The organism is Acidithiobacillus ferrivorans, assembly GCF_016250455.1.
GTDB classification, from domain to species: domain Bacteria; phylum Pseudomonadota; class Gammaproteobacteria; order Acidithiobacillales; family Acidithiobacillaceae; genus Acidithiobacillus; species Acidithiobacillus ferrivorans.
Window position 1 is genome coordinate 1,512,797 of sequence record NZ_CP059488.1, and the last position, 23,600, is coordinate 1,536,396.

Annotated in this window: 24 protein-coding genes; 15 read left to right on the forward strand and 9 right to left on the reverse strand. The window is 57.5% G+C overall.

Annotated features, from left to right (window positions below):
- The 4 genes from H2515_RS07490 to H2515_RS07505 all read left to right on the forward strand — a co-directional run bounded on the left by H2515_RS07490 (position 1) and on the right by H2515_RS07505 (position 2,593).
- The gene (locus tag H2515_RS07490) at positions 1–645 is read left to right on the forward strand and encodes an antibiotic biosynthesis monooxygenase family protein (RefSeq protein WP_198661331.1); all 645 of its coding nucleotides are present in this window, start codon (positions 1–3) and stop codon (positions 643–645) included.
- Complete coding sequence (locus H2515_RS07495; protein WP_198661332.1) at positions 642–1,358, forward strand: SDR family oxidoreductase; 717 nt, start codon at positions 642–644, stop codon at positions 1,356–1,358. Before H2515_RS07490 ends, H2515_RS07495 begins: the two co-directional genes overlap by 4 nt.
- Before the next feature lie 34 nt (positions 1,359–1,392).
- Positions 1,393–2,025, forward strand: a complete 633-nt coding sequence (locus H2515_RS07500; protein WP_198661333.1) for a 4'-phosphopantetheinyl transferase family protein — start codon at positions 1,393–1,395, stop codon at positions 2,023–2,025.
- Positions 2,026–2,134: 109 nt separating this feature from the next.
- A complete protein-coding gene (locus tag H2515_RS07505) occupies positions 2,135–2,593 on the forward strand; it encodes a hypothetical protein (protein ID WP_198661334.1) in 459 nt (152 codons plus the stop codon).
- Between the two features lie 123 nt (positions 2,594–2,716).
- Here the strand turns inward: H2515_RS07505 and H2515_RS07510 are convergent, their stop codons facing one another.
- The gene (locus H2515_RS07510; RefSeq protein ID WP_198661335.1) at positions 2,717–3,310 is read right to left on the reverse strand and encodes a tyrosine-type recombinase/integrase; all 594 of its coding nucleotides are present in this window, start codon (positions 3,308–3,310) and stop codon (positions 2,717–2,719) included.
- A 128-nt stretch (positions 3,311–3,438) separates the two neighbouring features.
- On the opposite strand from H2515_RS07510, the gene H2515_RS07515 reads away from it, so the two are divergent.
- The 5 genes from H2515_RS07515 (at position 3,439) to H2515_RS07535 (ending at position 8,861) form a co-directional block, all read left to right on the forward strand.
- Positions 3,439–6,474, forward strand: a complete 3,036-nt coding sequence (locus H2515_RS07515; protein ID WP_198661336.1) for a Tn3 family transposase — start codon at positions 3,439–3,441, stop codon at positions 6,472–6,474.
- 61 nt (positions 6,475–6,535) lie between these two features.
- Entirely contained in the window at positions 6,536–6,742 is a 207-nt protein-coding gene (locus H2515_RS07520) for a CDGSH iron-sulfur domain-containing protein (protein WP_198661431.1), read from the forward strand.
- A gap of 33 nt (positions 6,743–6,775) precedes the next feature.
- The gene (locus H2515_RS07525; protein ID WP_198661038.1) at positions 6,776–7,420 is read left to right on the forward strand and encodes a YceI family protein; all 645 of its coding nucleotides are present in this window, start codon (positions 6,776–6,778) and stop codon (positions 7,418–7,420) included.
- A gap of 60 nt (positions 7,421–7,480) precedes the next feature.
- Entirely contained in the window at positions 7,481–8,359 is an 879-nt protein-coding gene (locus H2515_RS07530; RefSeq protein WP_198661337.1) for a hypothetical protein, read from the forward strand.
- Positions 8,360–8,390: 31 nt separating this feature from the next.
- The gene (locus tag H2515_RS07535) at positions 8,391–8,861 is read left to right on the forward strand and encodes a VOC family protein (protein WP_198661338.1); all 471 of its coding nucleotides are present in this window, start codon (positions 8,391–8,393) and stop codon (positions 8,859–8,861) included.
- Positions 8,862–9,005: 144 nt separating this feature from the next.
- On the opposite strand, the gene H2515_RS07540 is transcribed toward H2515_RS07535, so the two are convergent.
- Positions 9,006–9,434, reverse strand: coding sequence for a TA system VapC family ribonuclease toxin (locus tag H2515_RS07540; RefSeq protein ID WP_198661339.1), 429 nt, complete (start codon positions 9,432–9,434; stop codon positions 9,006–9,008).
- Entirely contained in the window at positions 9,434–9,667 is a 234-nt protein-coding gene (locus H2515_RS07545) for a hypothetical protein (protein WP_035192793.1), read from the reverse strand. The genes H2515_RS07540 and H2515_RS07545 overlap by 1 nt, the downstream gene beginning before the upstream one ends.
- Positions 9,668–9,935: 268 nt before the next feature.
- Between H2515_RS07545 and H2515_RS07550 the strand changes: the two genes are divergently transcribed.
- Positions 9,936–10,460 carry a methylated-DNA--[protein]-cysteine S-methyltransferase gene (locus tag H2515_RS07550; RefSeq protein ID WP_198661340.1) on the forward strand — a complete coding sequence of 175 codons (525 nt, stop codon included), beginning with the start codon at positions 9,936–9,938 and terminating at the stop codon, positions 10,458–10,460.
- Here the strand turns inward: H2515_RS07550 and H2515_RS07555 are convergent.
- Positions 10,457–11,926: an AlkA N-terminal domain-containing protein gene (locus tag H2515_RS07555; RefSeq protein ID WP_198661341.1), complete on the reverse strand. Its 1,470-nt coding sequence runs from the start codon at positions 11,924–11,926 to the stop codon at positions 10,457–10,459. The genes H2515_RS07550 and H2515_RS07555 overlap by 4 nt on opposite strands.
- A 162-nt stretch (positions 11,927–12,088) precedes the next feature.
- Here H2515_RS07555 and parS point away from each other — a divergent pair, with 162 nt between their 5' ends.
- Together parS and H2515_RS07565 are read left to right on the forward strand one after the other, a co-directional pair.
- A complete protein-coding gene (parS, locus tag H2515_RS07560; protein WP_014029068.1) occupies positions 12,089–12,529 on the forward strand; it encodes a type II RES/Xre toxin-antitoxin system antitoxin in 441 nt (146 codons plus the stop codon).
- Complete coding sequence (locus tag H2515_RS07565; protein WP_198661342.1) at positions 12,493–12,999, forward strand: RES family NAD+ phosphorylase; 507 nt, start codon at positions 12,493–12,495, stop codon at positions 12,997–12,999. Before parS ends, H2515_RS07565 begins: the two co-directional genes overlap by 37 nt.
- On the opposite strand, the gene H2515_RS07570 is transcribed toward H2515_RS07565, so the two are convergent.
- The 4 genes from H2515_RS07570 to H2515_RS07585 are packed head-to-tail and all read right to left on the reverse strand — an operon-like array spanning position 12,994 to position 18,982.
- Positions 12,994–15,375, reverse strand: coding sequence for a sucrose synthase (locus H2515_RS07570; RefSeq protein ID WP_198661343.1), 2,382 nt, complete (start codon positions 15,373–15,375; stop codon positions 12,994–12,996). The genes H2515_RS07565 and H2515_RS07570 overlap by 6 nt on opposite strands.
- 4 nt (positions 15,376–15,379) lie before the next feature.
- The gene (locus H2515_RS07575) at positions 15,380–17,512 is read right to left on the reverse strand and encodes an HAD-IIB family hydrolase (protein ID WP_065413784.1); all 2,133 of its coding nucleotides are present in this window, start codon (positions 17,510–17,512) and stop codon (positions 15,380–15,382) included.
- A gap of 1 nt (position 17,513) precedes the next feature.
- A complete protein-coding gene (locus H2515_RS07580; protein WP_198661344.1) occupies positions 17,514–18,416 on the reverse strand; it encodes a PfkB family carbohydrate kinase in 903 nt (300 codons plus the stop codon).
- A complete protein-coding gene (locus tag H2515_RS07585; protein ID WP_198661345.1) occupies positions 18,413–18,982 on the reverse strand; it encodes a mechanosensitive ion channel family protein in 570 nt (189 codons plus the stop codon). The genes H2515_RS07580 and H2515_RS07585 overlap by 4 nt, the downstream gene beginning before the upstream one ends.
- Positions 18,983–19,199: 217 nt before the next feature.
- Between H2515_RS07585 and H2515_RS07590 the strand changes: the two genes are divergently transcribed.
- Complete coding sequence (locus tag H2515_RS07590; protein WP_035192772.1) at positions 19,200–20,621, forward strand: MFS transporter; 1,422 nt, start codon at positions 19,200–19,202, stop codon at positions 20,619–20,621.
- On the opposite strand, the gene H2515_RS07595 is transcribed toward H2515_RS07590, so the two are convergent.
- Positions 20,618–21,007, reverse strand: coding sequence for a group II truncated hemoglobin (locus tag H2515_RS07595; protein ID WP_035192769.1), 390 nt, complete (start codon positions 21,005–21,007; stop codon positions 20,618–20,620). The two genes, H2515_RS07590 and H2515_RS07595, sit on opposite strands and share 4 nt — an antisense overlap.
- 190 nt (positions 21,008–21,197) lie before the next feature.
- On the opposite strand from H2515_RS07595, the gene H2515_RS07600 reads away from it, so the two are divergent.
- Positions 21,198–22,667 (forward strand): NAD-dependent succinate-semialdehyde dehydrogenase, encoded by a 1,470-nt coding sequence (locus tag H2515_RS07600; RefSeq protein ID WP_198661346.1) that lies wholly within the window; start codon positions 21,198–21,200, stop codon positions 22,665–22,667.
- 65 nt (positions 22,668–22,732) lie between these two features.
- Positions 22,733–23,587 (forward strand): ModD protein, encoded by an 855-nt coding sequence (modD, locus tag H2515_RS07605; RefSeq protein ID WP_035192766.1) that lies wholly within the window; start codon positions 22,733–22,735, stop codon positions 23,585–23,587.
- The last annotated feature ends 13 nt before the right edge of the window (positions 23,588–23,600 follow it).

The following is a 23,600-nucleotide window of genomic DNA, read 5'->3' on the forward strand; positions in this document are numbered from 1 at the left end:
ATGCCCTACGCCATCGACGTTATCACCACCAGTGATCGCGCGAATCTGGTGTCCGCGTGGTGTCACGCCATGGAGGACCTCGCCCACTGTCCGGGCTTCGTCACCGCCGAGCTGTTCGAGATGAAGCGCGACATCCGAAACGCCCATTACGACTTCGTGGGCGTTATTGAGGGGGACGCCACCGTCTGCGAGTCCGATGCACCCATCGCGGAACCTGCCCTGCATACTGTGGAACGCACCCTGTGTAGGCTGGAAATCCGCCTCGACGGTACATCGGACCACTGTGACGGTCATTCCTGGATGGTCAACCCGTTCGAGATCACCAACGCGCAGATTCCCGAGGTCCTGGACATGTGGGACAAGGCCAAGGACCATATGGTGGCCAAGGAAGGCTTTATAAACGCCCGCTTGTTCCGCGCACGGTCAGAGACAGCGCGCTACGGTCTCATCAATGTTGCCCATTGGCGGTCTGCCGAATTCTTCATGGCAGCCTTGGACGATAAGGCATATGTCCGCCACCGCGAGCGGTCCATGAACTACAGCCTACATCCGTCGCTGTGTTCGCGCGTCGCTGCTGTATTTACGACCGATGTTCCCGCACACCCCCGCAGCCTCGCAAGTCGGGCCGAGAGAGTAGGACCATGATAGGTATTGCACTCATCACCGGCGCCAGCCGGGGCATCGGCCGCGAGATTGCCCAGTACTTCGCGGCTGCGGGCTATTCCCTCATCCTACTGGCCCGCACAGCCGAGACGCTAGAAGACGTCGCGGCCGACCTGCGCTCGGCCTTCAATGTGGAGGTCATCACCTTGCCGCTGGACATCCGCGACCACGCCAGCGTGCGTGATGCCGTGGCGACTGCGGTGCACGAGGCGAGGCGCCTAGATGTGCTGGTCAATGCCGCCGGCATCTTCCGCTACGGAACCAGCGTTCTGTCCATGGAAGATCTGGATGATCTTTTAGAAACCAACGTTAAGGCCGTCCACAACCTATGTACCGTCTGTGCAGAAGCGCTGAAAACGTCCGCTGGGCACGTATTCAATATCTCCTCCATCGTCGGACTGGAGGGCTTCGCGCCGGTGGGCGGCTATGCCGCCAGCAAGTTCGCGCTGGTGGGCTACAGCCAGTCTCTGGGAAAAGAGTTTTTGGAGTATGGGGTCAAGGTAACAACGCTCTGCCCAGACGTGGTCAATACCGACATGGCCGCATCCTCAGGCCTGCCGCCGGAGAAGATGATTGCTCGGGAGGACATCACGCGTGCCATCGACTTTGTCATGTCTCTTTCCCCGGCGGCCGTCGTGGACCAGATCACGATCAAGTGCCGGACCATGGAAGAGATCATGGACGTCCGGAAGTGATCTTCTGCTCTGCTTCCCGGGATATGCAGCCGAAATGAAATGGCGGCGGCTTTCGCTGACGGGCCTCGCCCGACTTGGACCACCGGAGGGTGCGGCGTTCGTTTTTCTCATGGAGGATAAGCGCCCTGGATTTCTGCGGTCCTATAGCCGTGCAGTGGCCGAGTACTTGGCCCAGCGTCTGACCGGAAACGTCGGTCTGCGGGTGCAAAAGGACAGCCATGGTCGTCCTTTTCTGCCCGGCTCCAGGCTCAACGTCAGCATCAGCCACAGCGGACCGTGCCTGATGATAGCCTTGGCGACAGCGGAGGTGGGTGTGGATATTGATTACATTCGCAACCCCGCCACATGGCCAGACCTCTACCGATGGATCAACTGTCCAGAAGACCGCTGGCCCACTCCGACGGAACAGGAGTTCCTCGCCTGTTGGACCGCGAAAGAGTCCATCCTCAAGATGCTGCCAGGCGGCTTCGACTATGGCGTGCAACGAGTCTCCGTGCCCCCCTCGGCCTCGGGCGCCTGGCACCCCGTTTGGGTAGATGAGCGCCGCTTTTACCTGCGTCTCCTCCCCAGCTGGAAGAGCATGATCGCGAGCATCGCGTTAACGGACTTGGAGGTGGTACTGCCGTTTCTCCTTACCAGCCCCCTGCCGGAGGTGCAGAACGCCTGAAACCATCGCTGCCCAAAAGGTACGGTGCCGATATATATAGACAGCACTTTAATGTGGGGACACGGGTAACGCTTATATCACACTGACGAGCACTAACGGAGATTATCGTATGCTTAAAAAATTCCATTTTGTTGCCGCTATCCTCGCAACATTGACGATTGCGACCTTCTTCACGTCAACAATCCTTGTTGAGATGTTCGGTTCACATCACGCGATTGCGGTGGTGAAAAGCCTCATTGTTATACCTGGTTTATTCGTACTTATTCCTGCCCTAGTTGCAACTGGTAGCTCTGGTTTTTTTCTCTCCAAGGGCCGAAATGGGCGCTTGGTAGAGGTAAAAATGAAACGCATGCGCTTCATAGCTGCCAACGGTTTGCTCATTCTTGTGCCTGCCGCAATATTTCTTGACCAATGGGCGTCCGCCGGTTCATTTGACACGAAGTTCATCATCGTACAAGCCCTTGAGTTATTGGCAGGAGCGACCAATTTAACACTTATGGGGCTCAATATGCGGGATGGGTTGCGGCTGGTGGGCGGTTCGAAAATTCCTACCACCCTTCCGGGATGACAGGCCCAATCTGGAGGATGCAGAGGCGAGGTCATGGCAGGGCTTCTGGGGGGACAAGGGGATATTTTCAATGGTTCTGGGAGAGTGAACCATTCTGGGGCTGGAGTCATCTATGCCGCATCCTCAATCCTGCCAGAAGTTTTTGAATCGGTCCGCAGCCAGTTCTGTGTAGCGCGTCGTGTGTTGAATGTTGCGGTGTCCCAGATAATGCTGAATGGCCCGTGTATCTTGTCCGTCATTGGCGAGCTTGTAGCCGGTAGCGTGGCGCAACATATGTGGGTGGATGGAGAACGCTAATCCGGCTTGCTGGCCGGCGCGGACAACGATCTTACGCACTCCATCGGCTGTCAGCGGTGCTTTGCGTTCGCTGACAAACACATAAGCCGTGTCGGGGTACTCCCTCTGCAGATGGCGCAAGACGCGCAACTCCGCTCCGCGTAGCGGGTGTACCGATGGGACACCATTCTTGCGTCGCACCACATGCACCAAACCCTGTTTTAGGTCGATTTGGTCCCAGCGCAGGCTGACGAGTTCGGAAACACGCAAGCCGTGGCGATAGGCCATCAGGATCAGCGCCGCATCGCGCGACCCATGGCGGCCCTGGCTTCGCGCCGCCGCCATTATGTCAGTAACTTCCTGCTCCGAGAGATATTCACGGCTGCGATAGTCGGAATTCCGGCGGCGAACGGGAACTTTCCGGTTTTCGATGCTTGGCATGATCGACTCCTTGGCTGTGTAACCCCAGTATTTACTCAATGACAAAATGCGAACTTTCCGTATATTAACCATTATATGGAAAGTTTGACGGATTTCACGACCCGGGCTGACTGGGTAGGAGGCAGCCTATGCGCGGTGACCGGAACAAACGGCTGACCGTCCTTTCGGAGGCAGAAAAGCTCGCACTCTACGGCCTGCCCGATTTTGACGATTTTCAGCGCGCCGAGTTTTTGGCCATGACCGATGCAGAGCGATCCTTGGCGTTCCAGCGCAAAGGCCTTACGGAGCAAATCCACTGCCTGCTACAGATCGGCTATTTCAAAGCCAAACAGGCCTTTTTCCGCTTTGCCCTGACAGACGTACCACAGGAGGATGTCGCTTTCTTGTTGCAACGCTATTTTCCAGGTAAAACACCGTCTATACCGCAACTGCGTGACAGCGAATATTATGCGCAACGCAAAGAAATCGTGGCCTTATTCGGATATCGCCTCTGGTCTGACGACGATCTACCCAAACTGCAGGAGAAAGTGGCACGGCTGACCAGAAGGGATATAACGGCCACCTTTCTCTTGGCGGAGCTGTTGGCCCTTTTGAACAGCCAGCGCATCGTCCGACCGGGCTATACCACCCTACAGACGCTCATTGGTGATGCACTTGCCGTAGAACGACAACGTCTGGAGCAACACATCGACGCGGCTTTGGACGCTACGGGCCGCGCCACTCTGCAAAATCTCCTCGTGCGCGAGGGCACTCTTTCCGAACTGGCGGCCATCAAACAAGATGCGAAGCACTTTGGCTATCGCATGATGACCCTGGAACGCCAGAAACGCTGCACACTGGCTCCCTTATACGTGATGGCGAAAGGGCTGCTGCCCCACCTCGATATTTCACAGATGAACATCCTCTATTACGCCAGCTTGGCCCACTATTACACGATTTACGACTTGCGCCGGATGAAATCCGGCCAGACCTATCTGTATCTTCTGTGTTACGCCTGGCAACGTTATCGCCAGATCTCCGATAACCTGGCCGATGCCTTGGGCTACCACATGAAGCGGCTTGACGAGGACGCCAAGGAACGCGTCCACAAGCAGTTATTCCAGATGCAGGCTGAACGGCAACAGGAGACGCCACAGGTCGGCCGACTGCTTTTGCTGTATGTGGACGATACGCTTGACGACACCATGCTCTTCGGATCGATACGGCACCAGGCTTTCCGCATTATGCCCAAGGAAACGCTGCTCTTGACCGGCAAGCGTCTGTGCGAGAAGCCGATCAGCGCCATGGAGTTGCATTGGCAGGCGGTGGACAAACAGTCCGGTCGATGCACCAAAAACCTGCGCCCGCTCGCTATGGCGCTCGATTTCGGCAGCAGTACCGTAAACAGCCCATGGCTTGCGGCCATGCGTTGGATGAAGGATGTTTTTAGCCGACAACAGCGGATCGCGCAACGGGCCATCGAAGATGTTCCAGAGAACACGGTTCCGAAACGGCTGCGCGCTCACCTGCTGAATTTTGACTCCGCAGGCAATCCCACCGGACTGCAGGGCGACCGCTACGAATTCTGGGTGTATCGGCAGCTGCGCAAACACCTAGACTCCGGTGACATATTCATCGACGACAGCACGCAGCATCGACGTTTTGCCGATGAGCTGATCGCACCAGAGCGCACGCCAGAGGTGCTGAAGGATCTGGATATCCCTTGGCTACGCCAACCGATCGATGCCACACTTGACACATTATTCAGCGAACTGGATAGTCTCTGGCGATCCTTTGGTCGAGAACTGCACCAAGGAAAACTCAAGCATCTCGAATTTGATCCCGCCAAGAAAGTCCTGACGTGGCACCGCCCTAAAGCTGATCCCGGAGAAGCCCTGCAAAATGGCTTCTATGCCAAGGTCCCAGCGCGCGATATTGTCGACATCTTCCGTTTTGTGAATGAGCAAAGCCGTTTTTTAGCAGTAATGACGCCCCTGCAACCGCGTTATGCGAAAAAGGTCGCCAATGAAACCAGCCTGATGGCTGTAATTATCGCGCAGGCCATGAATCACGGCAACCTCAGCATGGCAGAGACCAGCGATATCCCCTACCACGTGCTCGACGCCACCCATCAGCAATATCTGCGACTGGCAACGCTGAAGGCCGCCAACGACCGCATCAGTAATTTCATTGCCCAACTGCCCATCTTTCCGCACTACTCGTTCGATATGGAGGTGCTCTACGGCAGTGTCGATGGACAAAAGTTTGGAGCAGCAAACCCGACGATTAAAGCACGATTCTCGCGCAAATACTTCGGCAAGGACCGGGGCATCGTTGCCTTCTCAATGCTGGCGAATCATGTGGCGCTACAGACTGAACTCCTGGGCGCGAACCAGCACGAGAGCCATTGGGTCTTCGACATCTGTTACAACAACACCTCGGACATTGTCCCCACCACCATCACCGGCGACATGCACAGTATTAACAGGGCGAACTTCGCCATCCTGCACTGGTTTGGCATGAAGCTTGCGCCGCGTTTTGCCAATTTGCAGGCTCAGCTGAAACACCTGTACTGTGGGGGTGAGCCGGAAGATTACGCCCACTTTCTGATCCCGCCAGCCGGGCACATAGACCGCGAACTGATCGTCTCAGAAAAAGATAATATCGACCGTATCGTGGCCACCCTTGGGCTCAAAGAAATGAGCCAAAGTATTCTGGTACGCAAACTCAGCACCTTGTCCGGGCATCACCGGACACGCAAGGCCATCTTCGAGTTCGACAAGCTGATCCGCAGCCTCTATACGCTTCGCTATTTACGCGATCCGCAGCTACAGCGGGATGTTCACCGATCCCAAAATCGTATTGAGGCCTACCACCAATTACGCTCCGTGCTTGCTCAGGTTGGCGGCAAAAAAGAGCTGATCGGGCACACTGATCTGGATGTCGCCATCAGCAATCAGTGTGGACGCCTGGTCGCCAACATCGTAATTGCCTACAACTCCATGCTGCTCTCGGGATTGCTAACCCGCTACCAGGCAGATGACAACCAGAAGGCCCTAGACTTGCTGAAGCGAATTTCGCCGGCCGCTTGGCAGCACATTCATTTTTTGGGGCACTATGCCTTCCGCGAAAAACATGAACCATTCGATATGGATGCCCTACTTGCCGCCGTCACGCTATCATAACTGCATGATTTAACTGTATTCCAAAAATTCCGCGGGTTTGGGCTTACATCCCCCTTACGTGATGAGCCTGGAACCAGGCAGCTACTATTTCTGCGCTTGCGGGCGCTCCGCAAACTTGCCTTTCTGCGATGGGACGCACCAGGGTAGCGGCGTGGAGCCCTTCACCGTGGATATCGCCGAGCCGAAAACGGTAGCCATTTGTGCCTGTCACCAATCCACCAACCGCCCTTTCTGCGACGGTACTCATAAAAGCCTGACGGCTGAGTGACCATTTTTCCCGAATTGATAGAGGAGCATTGCCATGTTACCGAACAAAATTTCCATTGCACTGAGGACCACCATTCTTTCCGCCGCATTGTCCGCGTCACTGGTGTCACTCGCTGACGCAGCGACATATCATCGATTGGACGCCAGTCCGGCTGGCTCGTACCGGATTGATCCGGATCATTCTCTGGCGTGGTTCACCATCGGCCATGCCGGGGTGGCGGTGGTGGTGGGCCGTTTCGACAAACTATCCGGCAGCTATACCTTCAATCCCACGAGTCCTGCGGGGGACAAAGTGGATATCCGCATTCTCGCAGCCAGCATCAATACCAACTTCGCTCTAAGGGATCACGACTTGCGGGGTCCGGACTTTTTCAATGTCCGGGAGTTCCCGAACATCACATTCGTCAGTACACGCTATCAACCCACGGGTAAAGAGGGCGGACAACTGTATGGGAAACTGACCATTCATGGCGTGACTCGGCCAGTAACCTTCCATGTACAGGAAATCGGTGCCGGGCCGGTTCTGGCGTTGCCCAAGCCATGGGGTGGGTATCTCTCCGGCTATGAGGCCACCACCACCATCCAGCGCAGCGACTTCGGCATGGATGCCTATGCGGGCATGATCGCCAACACGGTGCATCTGCATGTGAACATCGAGGGTGTTCGCACGGCTGGCTGAGCGGCTTTTTGGGGTGCCGACCAGTAAGGCCGACGCCTCGTTCCCATTGGAGGTAATCTTATGTGGAATATCTGGCAATCCGGTTTCGTTCGGTCCTTGATTTTGGATAGCGCCCTGCTACCCGCTGTGGTCACCATGCTCATGGTGGTCACCGCGTATTACAAAACCCGCAAATATCCCAGTTGGCGAAACATCATCTGGGGGGCTGCAATATTAGGGGGTTTTGGGGGTGGCTATGCGCTGACCTATCGCGATTTTTCCTTCCCGCCACGCACAGTGTTGTCCTGGTTGCCCTGGCTGGCCCTCGTGGGCGGAATCGTGGTGGCTATAGCCGATCGCCGTAAACATTCAGGGTGGCGCTATGGGGCGAGGGGAATGACCGCGAGCGTCTCGGCTTGGATTCTGCTGTGGCCAATCGTGCGCCAAGAAAGCGTGCTCGCCGCCTTCTTGGCTTGGCTCACCGTGGCGGGGCTGTGGTCCGTTCTGTGGCTTGCTCTTATTCCTGACAAGCGGGATCAAAAATCCACAGGGCCCACGCTGTTTGTCGGAGCTGTCGGGCTAGCGCTCGTCGCGCCATTGTCGGGCAGTATCCTGCTGGCTCAGTTTGGATCAGCACTGGCCGTAGTGCTGGCCGTGGCCCTTGTTTTCTCTTATCTGATCCGCGGTTCGCGTTGGGATTCGCCGAGTGCCGATGTGGGGGTGCTGATCCTGGGCGCCCTAATGGTGGATTTGCGCTTCTACGCGGGTGCTTCAGCGGTCGTCATGGTATGGCTAGTCGTGTCGCTTGCCGCAGGAGCGGGTGTTGCCAGCATCCTTCAACACCGAGGCAGTTCCAGTCGATGGGCAGTGCTCACGCCAGGATTGATCAGCTCCCTGCCCATGGCCGTAGCTGGATGGATGGCTCTACAGACCTATTTGGTGAGTGGCGGCGGTTATTAGTGGATAGTTTTCAGGAAAACGAGGTGAAGTAATGTTACATGGCATCAACCACATAGCCCTGCCGGTCCGCAATCTGGATGTCTCTGACCGCTTTTATCGCGGAATCCTGGGGTTACGCGCCGTCGGCGAGCGGCCCGGCATGAAATTCTACACTGCGGGCTTGCACCACCACGATTTGGCCTTGATGGAAACTGGGGCGCTATTCCCGGTCTCCGGTTTCTCGCATTTTTGCCTCGACGTGGAGGACGAACAAAGTCTGGCCGCGATTTATGCCTGCTGCCGGGCCGCCGGGGCGCGGATATTAGAGCCCGTGGACCATACAGTCATGCGGGCTTTTCACCTTGTCGATCCGGATGGCCATATTGTGGAACTGGGGGTGGATGTCCCCCAATCCGAGTGGGGACCATGGCCGAATCCCTTTGGACGGGATGTGGCGTATCCAAGGCTCCTGTCGCTCGCTGATGGGCGGAAATCATTCGGGTCAGCTCGCATGGGAAAATAAATAGAATCAAACACGCGGATGTCATGCGGCAGTAGTCAAACGCGCGCATATAAATGAGATCATCTCATCGTATGAAGCAAGTCAGGATTCGCAACCTCCCATGGGCGCAGTAAATATCTCCCGGCAAAGTCGGGGGTTATTTACTTAAATTTTGTTGATGCATTGCAAACCGTTGCGCACGGCATTGATCACTAAGCGATGATCGAAGGTTACCAGTTGGCCCTCATGGGCGCAGGCCAGCGCCAAGAGGTAGCTATCGGTAATCTGACCAGAAGTGAACAGGCGCGATGCGTCGATATGGTCGACATCCAGCAGGCTGATGTCGTCTGGCCAAAAAACATGGCCAGGCGACGCGCGCAATCCCTGGATCAGCGGTGCCACGGCCGCTGGCGTGCCTGGTGAATTTGGATAACGCGGATGGCCCACGATGCGCAGTACACCATTCTCTGTTAAGGGACAGGTAGCCCATGCGGGTTGCCCATGGGCTGCAAACCATTCATGGGCCATATCATGCTGAACATGCATGGGGTCGATGAGCGCAATCAGCACGTTTACATCGAGCAAGAAGGTCATTATGGCAATTCGTCGCGCAACTGATTCACTATTTCCAGAGTCGCCGGGAGTGCATCCGGACGCACCGGCAGCAAGGGAATGCCATTACGTGAATGGCCACCAGAGGTGTTTTGCGGTTGCAGAGCCTGCCGCAAAAGTGCTGAAACAACGGCACCTACAGGCTTATGCTGTCGATCCGCTAACCCTTTCGCCGCCGCTAGTACGTCATCATCAATCGCCAGTGTGGTGCGCATAGGTCGTTCACCTCATAAGTCATCAGACATCTAGCATCATACACCAAAATCATTAGTCTGACTATCAAGGAGCGTGGTGACTGTTCTGCCCGAGACCGGCTGAGAGCGATTTCCTTTGCGCTGTTACGGGGTGCCTTTATTTCCTGGCAATTTATTGAGTTTCATACGATATAGCGACTGAGGGGGCGACTTTGCCGTCCAAAAGTGGCGAGCATTTGTCCGTGTCCGGGTATAGCATCATTTCAGAGTCCATATTGGGGAGATTTTCATGCTGAACGAACCGCTTCGATGGCGTATAGATCATGTCACTACACCGTTGGGTGTCATGCTGCTGGTTACCGACGCGCAAAACACCCTACGTGCACTGGACTGGGCGGACAGCGAGGCCCGCATGCTGGATCGACTCCGCCTGCTCTACGGCTCCGATGGGGTAACGCTGAACTCGGGGACTGCTCCGCAGCCGGTTCGCAACGGTCTGGAAGCCTACTGGGCGGGTGATCTCAACGCCGTCTTCGCCATTCCCGTAGAAACCGCAGGCACCGAGTTTCAGCAGGCGGCCTGGGCCTGGTTGCGCAGCATTCCCGCCGGAGCCACCCGCAGCTATCAGGAACAGGCGAAGGGCATGGACCGGGCATCGGCGGTTCGCGCCGTGGGACGTGCCAATGGCGCGAACCCTATTGGTATCGTCATTCCCTGCCATCGCGTCATCGGCGCCAACGGTACCTTGACCGGGTACGCGGGCGGAATAGAGCGCAAACGCTGGCTGTTACGCCATGAGGGCGGCGATTTCTAGGGTTGCGCCCACAAACGCATGGCCGCATAGGCCCGCCAGGGCCGCCAGGCTTCGGCGATCATCAGCATTGCTGCGGGGCTGGGGCGCCCGTTCTCTGTTTCCAGCGCACGCAGTAATCCCAAGTCTGAATGGGGGAAGGCATCCGGGTCACGATAGCCACGCATGGCGATGTAGTGCGCCGTCCATGGGCCGATACCTGGTAGCTCGCAGAGGTTTTCGATGATGCTGTCGAGGGTCTGCGCCGAAAAAGCCAGGCGACTCTCTTGCATGGCCACAGCCAGAGTCTGCAGCGCCTTTTCTCTGGCCCGGGTTAGGCCGATAGAGCCCAGATCGGCGGCCATGACGGCGGCGGGTGTCGGGAATATCCTGGAGATTCCCGTGCCGTCTGACAGTAGCGCCATTTCTTCCGTGAGCGATCCCCCAAGAGCGGCAACAAGCCGACCCGATAGCGTGGTCGCCGCAGCCACGCTAATTTGCTGGCCCAATATCGCGCGCACCGTGAGTTCGAACAAATCCCATGCGCCTGGGACACGCAATCCAGGCCGCGCTCTGACGCGTGAAGCCATAAGCGGGTCTGTGGAAAGATGCTGGTCGATCCTGATGATCTCCGTATCTAGATCAAACAGGCGGCGCAATCGCGCCACGATGATGCCTATGGGAGGAGTTTTCGTTGCGTGTATGGTTGCCAGAAGTTGATCGTTTGCCGGATCAGGATGGACTTCGACCAGGCCCTGTGTCCCCTCTAACTGAAAGGAACGCCAATACTGCCCAGACTGTACGGCCTCCACTCCCGGGATGGCGCGGCCCGCCAGAAATTCCAGCAGTGCCGCCCAGTCATAAGGCGGGGTATAAGGCAGCTTCATGGTGATGCCCGCAGCCATATCGCTCTTCGAAGCAGAAGTATGGCGCAGTACGCCGGGTGCACACCCACAATGGCGCTGCATGACCGCATTGAAACGGCGGACGCTGCCAAATCCTGCAGCAAGTGCGACATCGGTCATGGAAAGTCCGGTTTCTGCAATCAGTTTTTTGGCCAGCAGAATGCGCTGCATCTGCGCCAGAGCCGTCGGCGGGCTGCCGAGCACGCGCACAAACAGTCGCCGCAAATGTCGTCCGCTAACACCTAATTGCACAGCCACCTCATCCAAATTGGTGCCATTCAAGGCGCCGTCATCATTCATCTGCTGCAAAGCTCGAGAAACCATCAGGGCGCTGGCCTCTGCGAAAGGTTCGGCCCCTACCAACTCGGGGCGACAACGCAAACAGGCTCGGAAGCCCAACTGCCGGGCTACCGCAGTGCTGGGCACAAAGAGGCAATTTTCCAGCTTGGGGGGGCGTGCGGGACATACCGGACGGCAATAGATGCCCGTGGATAACACCGCCGTGTAGAACTTGCCGTCAAACCGTGCGTCCCTTGCCAGGACGGCGCGGTAGCACACTTCGCGATTCAGGTCCGATGTATTCATAGTCTCTTTATAAGCTAGGTGGCCGCGGGTGTCTCGTCATTTTCGGACGTCGATATTGTGGCCTGATGCCGTTTTTCGGGGATGCGCACCCGTTAGGTCTGGCCCATTTACGCATATTGCCGCTATAATGGTGGCATGTGGCCAAGACCGGAGGAGACCGTTATGGCGATAGCACTGATCGAACCAGGAACGCCCGCATCGCAAGGGATTCTGCGGCTGCTTGGGCTTCTCCCGGAAGAGGACACCGCCCTGCTTGAACTAACGGAAACGGGGGTTCCTCTTGCCCAGTTGGCGCTGCTGACAGAGCTCGGGTTGACGAAGACCGAAATTCAGGTACTGATCATCCCGGCGCGGACCATGTCGCATCGCAAAGCGGGTACCGGTCGCCTGAATCGGGAGGAGTCCGACCGGTTCCTGCGCGTGTTGCGCTGTCTGCTGCAGGCGCGACAGACCTTCGGCGACCCGGAAAAGGCCCTGCGCTGGTTGCGCAAACCGAAAACCGGACTGAACGGCCGCACGCCGCTCACGGCGCTGGAAACCGAAATGGGCGCCCGTCTGGTGGAAGAATGGCTGGTCCGGATCGATCAGGGGATGGCCGCCTGACGGTGGTTCTCTGGCGGATCAGTAATCATGCGATGCTGGATGGTCTGGGTGGCATGCGCGCTTCCGGACGTTGGTCCAGTCGCGGCCACCCGGTAGTCTATTGCGCGCCGGATCCGTCCACGGCACTTCTGGAAACGCTGGTCCATCTCGAAATCGATGCGGAAGACCTCCCGGACGCGCTCCAATGGTTGCGCATTTCCGTGCCGGGAGATATCGCGTTAGACCGTACGGATATCAAGCATCTTCCGCAGGATTGGAGTCAACATCCGCATCTCACGCAGGTCTATGGGGACCGCTGGCTCGCCGACGGGACAGCACCGCTGTTGCGCGTGCCGAGCGTGCTGGTGCCCGAGACCTGGAACGTGCTTCTGAACCCTCGGCATCCGGCGGCAACGCGCTGCGCCATTTCTGCCACCTATCGTTATCCTTTGGACACGCGTTTGTCGCAGAGGCCCGGCTGTCCCTCATGACTCTCCCAACGGCACCGCATGGGCCAGAGGCCGCCACTGCAAATGCTGAAACATCTGCAAATAGCGGCGGGCGGCGTGATGATCGGTTTTGAGCATGAAGCGCCAGAAGCCGAAAATCCGCGCCAAAGTCATCATCTGCGTGGCGTAATTGCCCCAGGTATAGTGCGCGCTGACCCGCGCCAATGCGCCATCGGAAATTGTCTCCCAGACACGGATATCGGCAACCGCCGCTGCCAGAAAATCCGCCAGCTTTTCCGCCGTCTCCTGCTGGTTATTGGGGTCGATATGAAAGCCGGAAACACCGTCTTCGATGATTTCCAGGGGGCCGCCGAAGCGGGTGGCAAAAACCGGCAGACCGGAGCTCATGGCTTCGATCACCGTCAGCCCGAAGGCTTCAAAGAGCGCGGGCTGGACGAAGCATCCATGGGTATCGCCAATAACTCGGTAGAGTTCCCCTGCCACATTTTTGTCGAGTAAAGTGCCTATCCAGCGCATCTGCCCGTCGAGTTGATGCGCATCCATAATACCGTGCATCCGGTGGATTTGCGCCCGCTCTTCCTCGTCCTGAGAATCTTGCGGGTCGACATGACCGCCGATGATAACCAGGTTGGCCAGTTTACGCAGGCGCTCCGAGGCACCAAAAAGCTCAGCCAGTCCGCTGAGGTTTTTGATGTGATCCATGCGCGCCATACTGAAAATGATGGGTTTATCCCGATCCTTTAGTACGCCGCGCCGGTCTGCGGCAGGCTCCTCGCCAAAGAGCAACGCATCAATATCGTCGTGTAGAAAGCGCAAACGTGCTGCGCTGGCGGAATAAGGAAAATAATAGTGGGCGTCAGCCCCCGGAGAGACGATATTGAATTTGGTATCGAAGACGTCAATCCCGTTTTCCACCCGATACAGTCCGGGGAGGCTGTAATTCTGATGCCCTTCGTACTGGCCCACCTCGTGGTCATTCCCGGCGATTTCCTGATAAGTGCTGGTGACGATAATGTCGGCGGAATTCATGGCGATGAGGTCCGCGGTGAACTGACAGGCGAAATGATGGCTGGCATCGTGATCGCGCCAGTAGAGGTCGCTATAGAGATATTTACTCTTCTCCAGCGCATGGGCAATGTTGCATTGGGTGACATTCAGCCGCTCACTGAGCATGGAAGCCACCAGATTGCCATCGGAGTAATTGCCGATAATCAGGTCGGGACGACGGCCAAATTCCGCCAGGGTTTCCCGTTCGAGGTCATCGGCATAGCGTTCCAGCCAGGGCCAGACATTGAAGCGGGAGATCCACTGCGGCAGTATTTCGCCATTGGGATAGCGGAAGGGTACGCGGAGAATCTGCACATTATCGACGCCATGGACCGTTTCCAGACGCTGGTCGCAGGTGGTGCCATCGGCATTGGGAATCAGGCGGGTGGCGATCAGAATACGGGGTACGATGTCCACCCCCTGGCGGGCCAGGCGCTGGCGCATTTCCTGTTCCAGGGCCCGCGCCTGATCGAGAATGTAGACGACCTGCCCGCCGGTATCCGGACGTCCGAGCACCTTGTCCTGCGCAAACCAGCCATGAATAGACACGATCAGTATTTTGGAGATCATGGGGATGCGATCGATGAAGGCCTGCAGACCCTCTGCCGAGGGGGCGTCCAACAGGTCCATCAGCAGACGCATGGTCTCGCGCACCCGCCCGACGGTGTCCCCCCAGCCGGGGGCGAAGCCGCGATGGGTCATTTCCGCGGCAATCTCCGTCCACGCTTGGGTCTTGGGGAGCGTCGCCAGATACTGCACCGTCCGGCGTAGTGCTTCAAAATCTGGTGGCTGATCGTGCACCATCAAGGATTGCCCATTGAGTTTATGCACCGCCAAAAAGTCGAGAATGCTCTGGCGTCCTGCCTTGATGTCGCCGAACAGTTGTCCGGCCAGGCGGCGATTCATATACATGAGCCCCTGTCCGATGGTGGCCTCATCGTGCAGGCGATAGGAGACCGCGCGAAAATCCTCAAAATCTACGGTGAGTACCGGCTCCTGATCATTCGCGGGGAGCACCTGCCTTTCCTTAAAGGCCAAGTAGTCCCCCGCCGTCAGCGTCTCCAGATTGAGCTGTTCCCGATGCAGGCGCAGATAAGTCCAGCGGCCTGGGCTGGGACGCCAGGCCAGATAAATCCACGGTTCTGCGAGTACTGCCTCTTGTAGTCTGGAGAAAAACTCCTGCAACATCACAAGGTCTGCATCACTGCCATAATCTGCGGCAAAGTCGCTGATGGCCTTTTGCAAATCGGTATAGAGCAAAAAAGGACGTTGCAGATTGAACAGATGGCGCAACAGCCCGGAAACACAGTGGGCATTCTGGTTGATACAGCGAAGCAGGTCATCAGACATGAGTTTATCCTGGGAAGTGGTAGTGCTGGATGCCTTCGAGAATACCCCAGGCATGGTAAGCACTAGCGAAATAGATGTGATGTTTATCTCTTAGCCCATGCAATTCCGGGCTGTGGTTGCCGACAACAACGCCGCAAATTTCGCCACCCAGCATGTCGGCGTCATTGCCGGAGTCTCCCGCAGTAAGTACCGCATGCAAGGGCAACCCCCAGCGAAAGGCCAGAAAACGGATGGCATGGCCCTTGGACGCACGAATGGGTAGTACATCCAGATAGTGGGTATGGGAAAGCACCACATGGGCGGCGATCTGCTGCCCACGCAGGCGCTGCTGTAGATCCTTCGCCGTCGGCGGGCGTTTGGGATCCACATAGTAGCTTACCTTGAATGCGCTCTGGGTGAGCTTTTCCTGCAGGCGCAGGCCGGGTACCCCGGCCAGTGCCTGTAATACCCCTTCACGCCACCAGCGATAGTGCAGATGAGCGGCCCAGTCCTGATCCTCGCGCAGCTTGTTGCCATAGACGATACGCGTACCCACATCGGTGATGCAGATGTCCGGGCGGGGAATCTGGTGTGCCGCCAGTATCTCCATGGTCTGTTTGAGATTCCGGCCGGTGGCCACACCAAAGGCTACCCGGGGATGCTCTCTCAGCCATTCCATCAGCCTGGCGAGCCCCGCCGGGTCGCCAATCAGGGTGTTGTCGATGTCGGATATGAGCAGATGATCCGCCGTCGGTAAGGCGCGGCGTACCCCTTGGCGGGCGGCGGATTCACGCCGCAACTGTTTGCGCTGACGTCGGAGAATACGTTCCACTTCTGCCAGATAACGGCGCGCATGAGCATCCCAGCTATAGACCCGGCGCACCCCCAGCAAGCCTGCCCGGCTGGCGCGCTGCCAGCGTTGGCGATCAAAAAGCATTTGCCGGAGGGCGTCTTGCATCTCCCCGATATTCAGCGGATCCACCAGAATGCCATTGCGGCAGTTGCGGATGATGTCCTGCGGGCCACCATGCCGGGTGGCGACGACCGGCAAACCCGAGGCCGCCGCTTCCAGCAGGGTCAGGCCAAAGGGTTCAGTCAGTGCCGGATTGACGAAAACGCCCTTATAGATGGCCGCATAGCGGTAATATTCGGGAATGTCTTCCGGTTCGTGATGTTTGGGGAGGGCGATTTGCCCGTAAAGGTCGTAATCGTCAATGGTATCCAGTACGCGCTGGATCACTCTTTTCGCCCCGTACGAGAGTTGCCCAAAGCGGTCACGCTGGCCCATAACCAGAACCAGATTGGCCTGCTCCCGCAAAACCGGATCAGTGGCATAGGCCTCAACCAGACGCTGAAAATTTTTACGCTCATCGGGCCGGGCAATGGCCAGAATGGGGGGCTTGCGCGGCGCTTCCAAAAAGCGGCGTAAGCCGGACAGCAGCGGCGATGAACGCTGCCGACCCGGCCGGGAAAATCGTCGCAAGTCCACACCTGGCGGCAGGATCCTGAAATGCGTCCGCGCGGCATTCTCGTACAGGCCATACTGCTCGTCCACTTCCTGACGGGTGCTGGCCATGACCACGGATGCTTCACTGAGTACGGATTCTTCGGCGGCAATACGTCGTGGAAAATGAAATTGGCGGTCGATACTTTCCGCCTTACGGCCAGCAGCGATCAGTCTTTCCCGTTTATCTCGCCCCAGGGAATGGCCGGTGTGAACAAGCGGAATACCCAACAAACGGGAGAGACGTACCCCTACATAACCCGCATCGGCATAGTGGCTGTGGATGATATCGGGAATACAGTTTTCACTACGGATAAACTGCAGGGCGCCGTCCACAAAGGTATCCAGGTAATCCCAGAGCCGCTCTTTTTGCAGATATTTATGCTCTGGACCGGCAGGCAGACGGATAATCTGCGCGCCGGACGCCAATAGTTCGCGCGCTTCTCCATAAATGGGATTCGTGCCGGGATCGCTAAAGCGCCGCGTGAGGAGGTCGATCCGGGTGACGCGCGGGTCCCGTGCCAGCGCCTGCATTTCGTCGAGTACATAGCCAACCTGGCCGCCGGTATCTGCATCGACCCCGAGTTCCGGCGTTCCGCAAATGCGGCCGTGGATACTCAGCATCAGAATGTAAAGACCCTGGTGGTCTGACAAGTTATTCCTCCTTGACCCAGCGCGCCATTATGGCCTGGTAAAACCCAGGTTGATCCGGTATGGCACCGGATAACGCACAAACGGCCGCTGCCAGTTCCCCTGCCCTCTGCAATCGCCGAGCGATGGCGTCGCCACGAAACAGGCTCCAGAGCCAGCCTGCGGCAAAGGCGTCTCCCGCACCGACGGTATCCTGGATAACGGTGGAGACCGCTTCCGTCTCGTAAAAATTGGTCCCATCCCCATAAGCGGCACCCGCAGCACCACGCGTCAGCAAGACGGCTTGCACATGAAAATGCCGGGCTACCGTCTGCATCGCTTCCCGCAGGGTCGAGGCAGAGGGCAATTCGCAAGTATGAATGATCTGCTCCAGTTCCTCCACATTACATTTCAGTATAGATGAACCCTGTATGAGTTCGGCCAGCAATTCCGGATTCCACCAGGGATCGCGCAGATTGACGTCGACAAAGCGCCACTGGGCACGGGCACGTAACTGGCGCCAGGTTGCCCGCGATGGCCCGTCTTCCCGCAAGGCGAGGCTACCGTGATAGAGCCAGGGAATGGGGGCGATCACGCTGGCGGGCGCACAAATGGCGTCGTAGGCCTGATGCGGCAGAATTTCAAAGCGGTGCCCCTGCCCGACGTCCACCGTCACCCGTACCCGGCCAGTGGGAAGCAACGTATCTTCTGTCACTTCGTCCATGGCCATCCCCCAATCCCGCATGTGCTGCAAAATGCGTTGCCCCGGGGCATCCCGCCCTACCCTGCTGACAAAGACGGACGCCACCCCCAGCGCATGGAGGTGTTGCGCGACATTGAAGGGCGCGCCGCCAAGTCGTTGCACGTCGCCAAAATCATCGATCAGACATTCGCCGAAAATAATACCGGGAGACCCGTTGGTGTTCATGGCGCAATTTTCTCGTCAGCATTGGCTTTTCCGACATCGGGCAAACGACGAATAATGCGCTGGAAAAAGAGATTGTTAGGAATAACCACAATTTTTCCATCATCCTGACGTAATTCAGTAAACATGAGATTTTCTTCAATGACCTCGCCGGTCAGTGATTCCGGGAATATCTCGATATGTTGCCCCAACTGTAATGGCTGCCAGAACCAGATAAAAAAGCGTGCCGTAATGTTGCTGACCATGGCCCATACCGCCAGCATACCGACGCCGATCACCGCCAGTAAGCTGACAAAAGTGGTCCAGACGGCGGTGACATCGACACCCCAGACCCGCAGCACGACAACCCAGACAATGAGCCAGAGAAACCAGGTAGTGATTCTCTGGAGCATCACGCCATACCCGCGTGACATGGCCCGTCGCCTGCCAAGAAAGCCCATAAGATGAACAATTACATTACCATACCAGCGTAATATCAGAAAGCTACCCGCCACAATCAGCAGGGTATATATCAACCGGTGTAATAACCATTCGGGGTTCGTCGTCAGCCCGTGGAAAATCATGCCCATACATCACTCCCCTCTGCTGTTGTTTTTTACCATAACGTAGCGAACGCAGACGGGCAAATCCGCGCCCGACTGGCGTCATGCCCACGGTACTTCATGCTTGCGAAATCCCAAGGCATCTCCTTTGTCAGGGAACCAACAGAGCAAAGGCCTATCAGATAATTATATACCTCGCACGATATCGTAAATAGCGGCCCAACAAACGACACCAGGAGGGAGCATGGCAGACACCAGGAATTCCGGCACCATCATGGGCGATAAGGCTATCGCCGCCCGCATTCAACAGACACGTGAACACCTGGATCGCTGGCGCGCCATCTTGAAGGAGCCCGAACGCTGGGTATCTGTCTGGTTTTTGGCCTATGCACTGTTGGGCGCTGTCTCGTCCGGGCTGCTGCCTATTCTCTTGCCCCTGATGATCGTCGCTCTCACCAATCATCTCAGTTGGGTCGCCTATGTCATGGGCGGCTTCAACCTCGGATTGCTGACCTCACCCCTGTGGGGAATCCTGGCCGACCGCAAACAACTGCATCGTCCCATTTTTTTCGGGGGCTTTCTGGTGCTGTCACTGGCACTGGCAGTCATGCCTTTTCTGCCGGGTATATTCACCTGGAGCGGACTCTCTCTGCTCGCTGGTGCAGGGACCTCGGCCGTGGCCACTATGGCCAGCCTGTTCATCGTCGAGTTTGACCCGCAAAATGAGTGGGAACCCCGACTGGGCTGGCTGCAGACTTTCAACGGCGGCGGGCAGGTCGGCGGGCTCTTGCTCGCGGGCATCTTCGTCAGCAATTTCAAAGCGGGCCTGATCTGTTCGGCCCTGGCGTTGATTCCCGCTATCTGGTTAGGGGCCAAAGGCTTGCCTACCGCTGCCAAACATTACGGTTGGGCGGCGGATGTGGGCGATCACATGCGGCGCGATCTGGACTGGCGCTTCCTCGCCAATTTCGGGCGCCCGGAACTGCTGGGAGGTGGCCTGCTACGCTTTTCGCATCATCTTTCCCTGCGCGGTGCGCGCCGATTGGGCGACGTCCTGCATACTCGCTTTGGTCGCTTTCTCCTTTCCTGGTTTGCCGTAGCCTTTGGGGTCGCCGCGTTCTTCGCCTACTTTCCGGTGGCCATGCAGAAAGCTTACAGCGTAGCCCCGGCACTGACCTCCAGCGTCTACGCCATGGCCGCCGCCATTGCCTTGGTGCTGTATTCGGTGGGTGGGCAGTTATCCGGACGTTTCGGCGCCGGAAGGGTATATCGCTGGTCTTTGATACTCCGCTTTTTGGGATTTGGGCTACTACTTCTGGTGTTTTTCCTGCCCGTACCCAAAACGCTGACCGCCCTGGCTGGTTTTGTCCTGATTGTCATCGCCTGGCCACTGCAGAGTATCTCCGGAACTACCCTGACAGCCCGGTTAACGCCCGTCAGCCAAGGCGCGGCAATGGGTCTTTTTAATGCCAGCGGCGCAGTGGCCACAGTAGTTGGCACCTTTCTAGGTGGCCCGCTGGTACAGTTTATCGGCTATCCGTCCCTGTCGGCCATGGCCTTGCTCGGGATTCTGATCGGCTGGCTGATGGGGCATGGATTACAAGCCCCAAGTGCCGCGCCAGCCCACCCCGATGATTTAACGGCGCAGAAAACACAACAGTCCTAGCGATTCCGCATGAAATCAGCCGTGCGCTGAAAGGCACCCTGCAGGTGGGCATAGAGTTCCGGCTCTATCTCTACGTCGTGCATGGCCCGAAGCATGCAGGCCATCCACTGATCCCGCGCCTGATCATCCACCGGGAAAGAGCCATGCCGAGCCCGTAAGCGGGGATGCCCGAAACGCTGCACATACAGGTCAGGCCCGCCCAGCCAGCCGGACAGAAACAAAAAGAGCTTCTCTCTGGACGCGGAAAGATCTTTCGGGTGAATATCCCGCAACGGAGTCTGCCACAGCGTCTCGCTATCCATCAGGTCATAAAACCGGTTGACCAGCTTGCGAACGGCCTCTTCACCACCAAGGCGGGCGTAGGGCGTACTTTCAGGTTCAGGCATCAATAGGTTTGCTCCAGATGGGTGTATAGAGGCCACTGTGTTTATGATGCTTACTGCGCGGACATGGCCTTTTTGCACTTTATTAATGTCTACGCTACAGTCAATCGGATACAACCTGAGCCGCAAGCGTACCCTCTTTGGAGGTTATTCGGCAACGTCCCGCCTCCGTCCATTGCCCACAGGAAAATTCATGCCTCTTGCACCGACAGCCGCATTCATCAATGGATGCTGGACAGACCTCGGCATACACTTTGTGGTGCGGAGCCCGGTCAATCAACAGATGCTCGCCGAAGTGTCCGATTGCGGAACTCGGGAGGCCGAAGCGGCGGTGCAGGCGGCAGTGGTCGCTTTTACAATCTGGCGTCAAACCGCCGTCTACCAGCGCGCGGCCACTCTCAGCCGTTGGGCGGACCTCATCCAGATTCACGCAGAAGACCTCGCCCATCTCATTACCTGGGAGATGGGTAAACCCATACGTCAGAGTCGTGCCGAAATCAAAACCGCGGTCACTTTGGCGCGCTGGTATGCCGAAGAATGCAAGCGCATCACCGGCGAAAGTATCCCCTCCCAGTTTCCAGACAAGCGCTTACAGATCTGGAAGGTGCCGGTTGGTCCAGTATTCGCCATTACACCGTGGAACAGCCCGGTCTCCATGGTTGTTCGCAAGATAGCTCCGGCACTGGCAGCCGGTTGTACGGTCATCCTCAAGCCCGATGAGCAAACGCCGCTCTCCGCCCTAAAACTTGCCGAACTCTGGGCCGAGGCGGAAGGCCCCGCGGGCACTCTGCAGGTTCTCCCCAGCTCTGCTCCTGCCCCCCTGGCGGAACGACTGATGGCTGACCCGCGCATAGCCAAGTTGAGTTTTACCGGTTCCACAGCGGTCGGGCAGAAGCTTTATGCGCAGGGATCGCTGACCATTAAACGGCTTTCTCTGGAACTGGGCGGCCACGCTCCGGTGCTTATTTTTGCCGATGCGGACATCGCTGCGGCGGTGGCCATGACCATCCATGCTAAATTCCGCTATGCTGGCCAATCCTGTGTCGCCGCCAACCGCTTGTATGTGGATGATGCGATCCTGCCGGAGTTTGCCGCACGCTACCTCGACGCGGTAAGTCATCTCAAGATCGGAGACCCCTTTGCAGAGGACACTGACATCGGGCCGCTGGTTTCCGCAGCCGCTGTCCAGAAGTTCAAAGCGCAATTGCAGGATGCCCTGGACCGCGGTGCGAGACTGCTGTGCGGAGGGGATGCACAAGGCCTGTGGTGCTCCCCGACCCTCCTCGCCGATCTCGATCCGCAGAGTCGTATATTCCACGAAGAAAGCTTCAGCCCCCTGCTGCCCATACAGGGGTTTCGCAGCGAAGCGGAAGCCATTGCCCTCGCCAATGACACCCCCTATGGCCTGGCCGCTTATCTCTGGACCCGCGATCTCGGACGCGCATACCGCGTCGCGGAGGCGCTGCAATGCGGCATCGTCGGCGTCAATGACGGGTCTCCCGCCACCCCGCAAGCGCCTTTCGGCGGCAACAAGCTTTCTGGACTGGGCGTCGAGGGTGGCAAATGGGGGTTGGAGGAATATTTGCAGTTGCGCTATGTCTCTTTCCAATTGCCACCCGCGCCAGCGACCGGAGATATGGAATCCACTCTTTCTTACCTTTAGTTGTTTAGGGATATACTCACTCGCCAACATCAGGTGCATAATCGTTCGCTGTTAGGGGCTATATCATGTATTTCTCTCCGCAGGAAATTGCTGCACTCATCCAGGAAGATCAGCCTTTCCTGGATCTCACCACCCACATGCTGGGTATTGGCGGCAAGGCCGCGGTCATGCGTTTTCGCTGTCGTCAGGACATCACGGTCGCCGGGACCGAACTGGCCGCACAGATACTGGACGCCTGCGGCCTTAGCATGACCGAAAGTCAGCCGTCGGGCGCATTGGCCGCAACAGGAAGCGCTCTGCTGGCTGCAGAAGGTTCCGCAAGTGCTGCCCACTCTGCCTGGAAAGTGGCGCAAAATGTGTTGGAGTACGCGTGTGGCATCGCGACCTACTCCGCGCAATTGGTACAGCAGGCGCGCCAGATCAATCCCCGAATATCCGTGGTTGCGACGCGTAAGAATATTCCTGGAATACGGCGCTTTGCCGTCATGGCTGCTCTCGCGGGGGGCGTCATGCCGCATCGGCTGGGCCTCTCGGAAAGTGTTCTGGTATTTGACCAACACCTGGCCTTTTTAGGTGGTTTGTCGCCTTTCTTGCAACAGTTGGCGCAATACCGGAGACAGGTTCCCTCCAGCAAGATCGTGGTGGAAGTGCAAAAGACGGATCACACCCTGACGGACGCGCTGGCACTGGCTCAGGCCGGGGTCGCTGGCATCCAGTTTGACAAATTGCCCCCCGGACTCCTGGCAGAAATTGCCGCGCAGCTGCGCGTCGTAGCACCTGAAGTTACGTTGTTTGCAGCGGGCGGAATCACCCTTGCGAATATTCAGTCCTATGCAGCAACCGGTATGGACACCCTCGTGACCAGCGCCGTTTATCACGCCGCACCGGCAGATATCGGTGTGGAAATCCGCCCCGCATAAGACCTGTGACTCC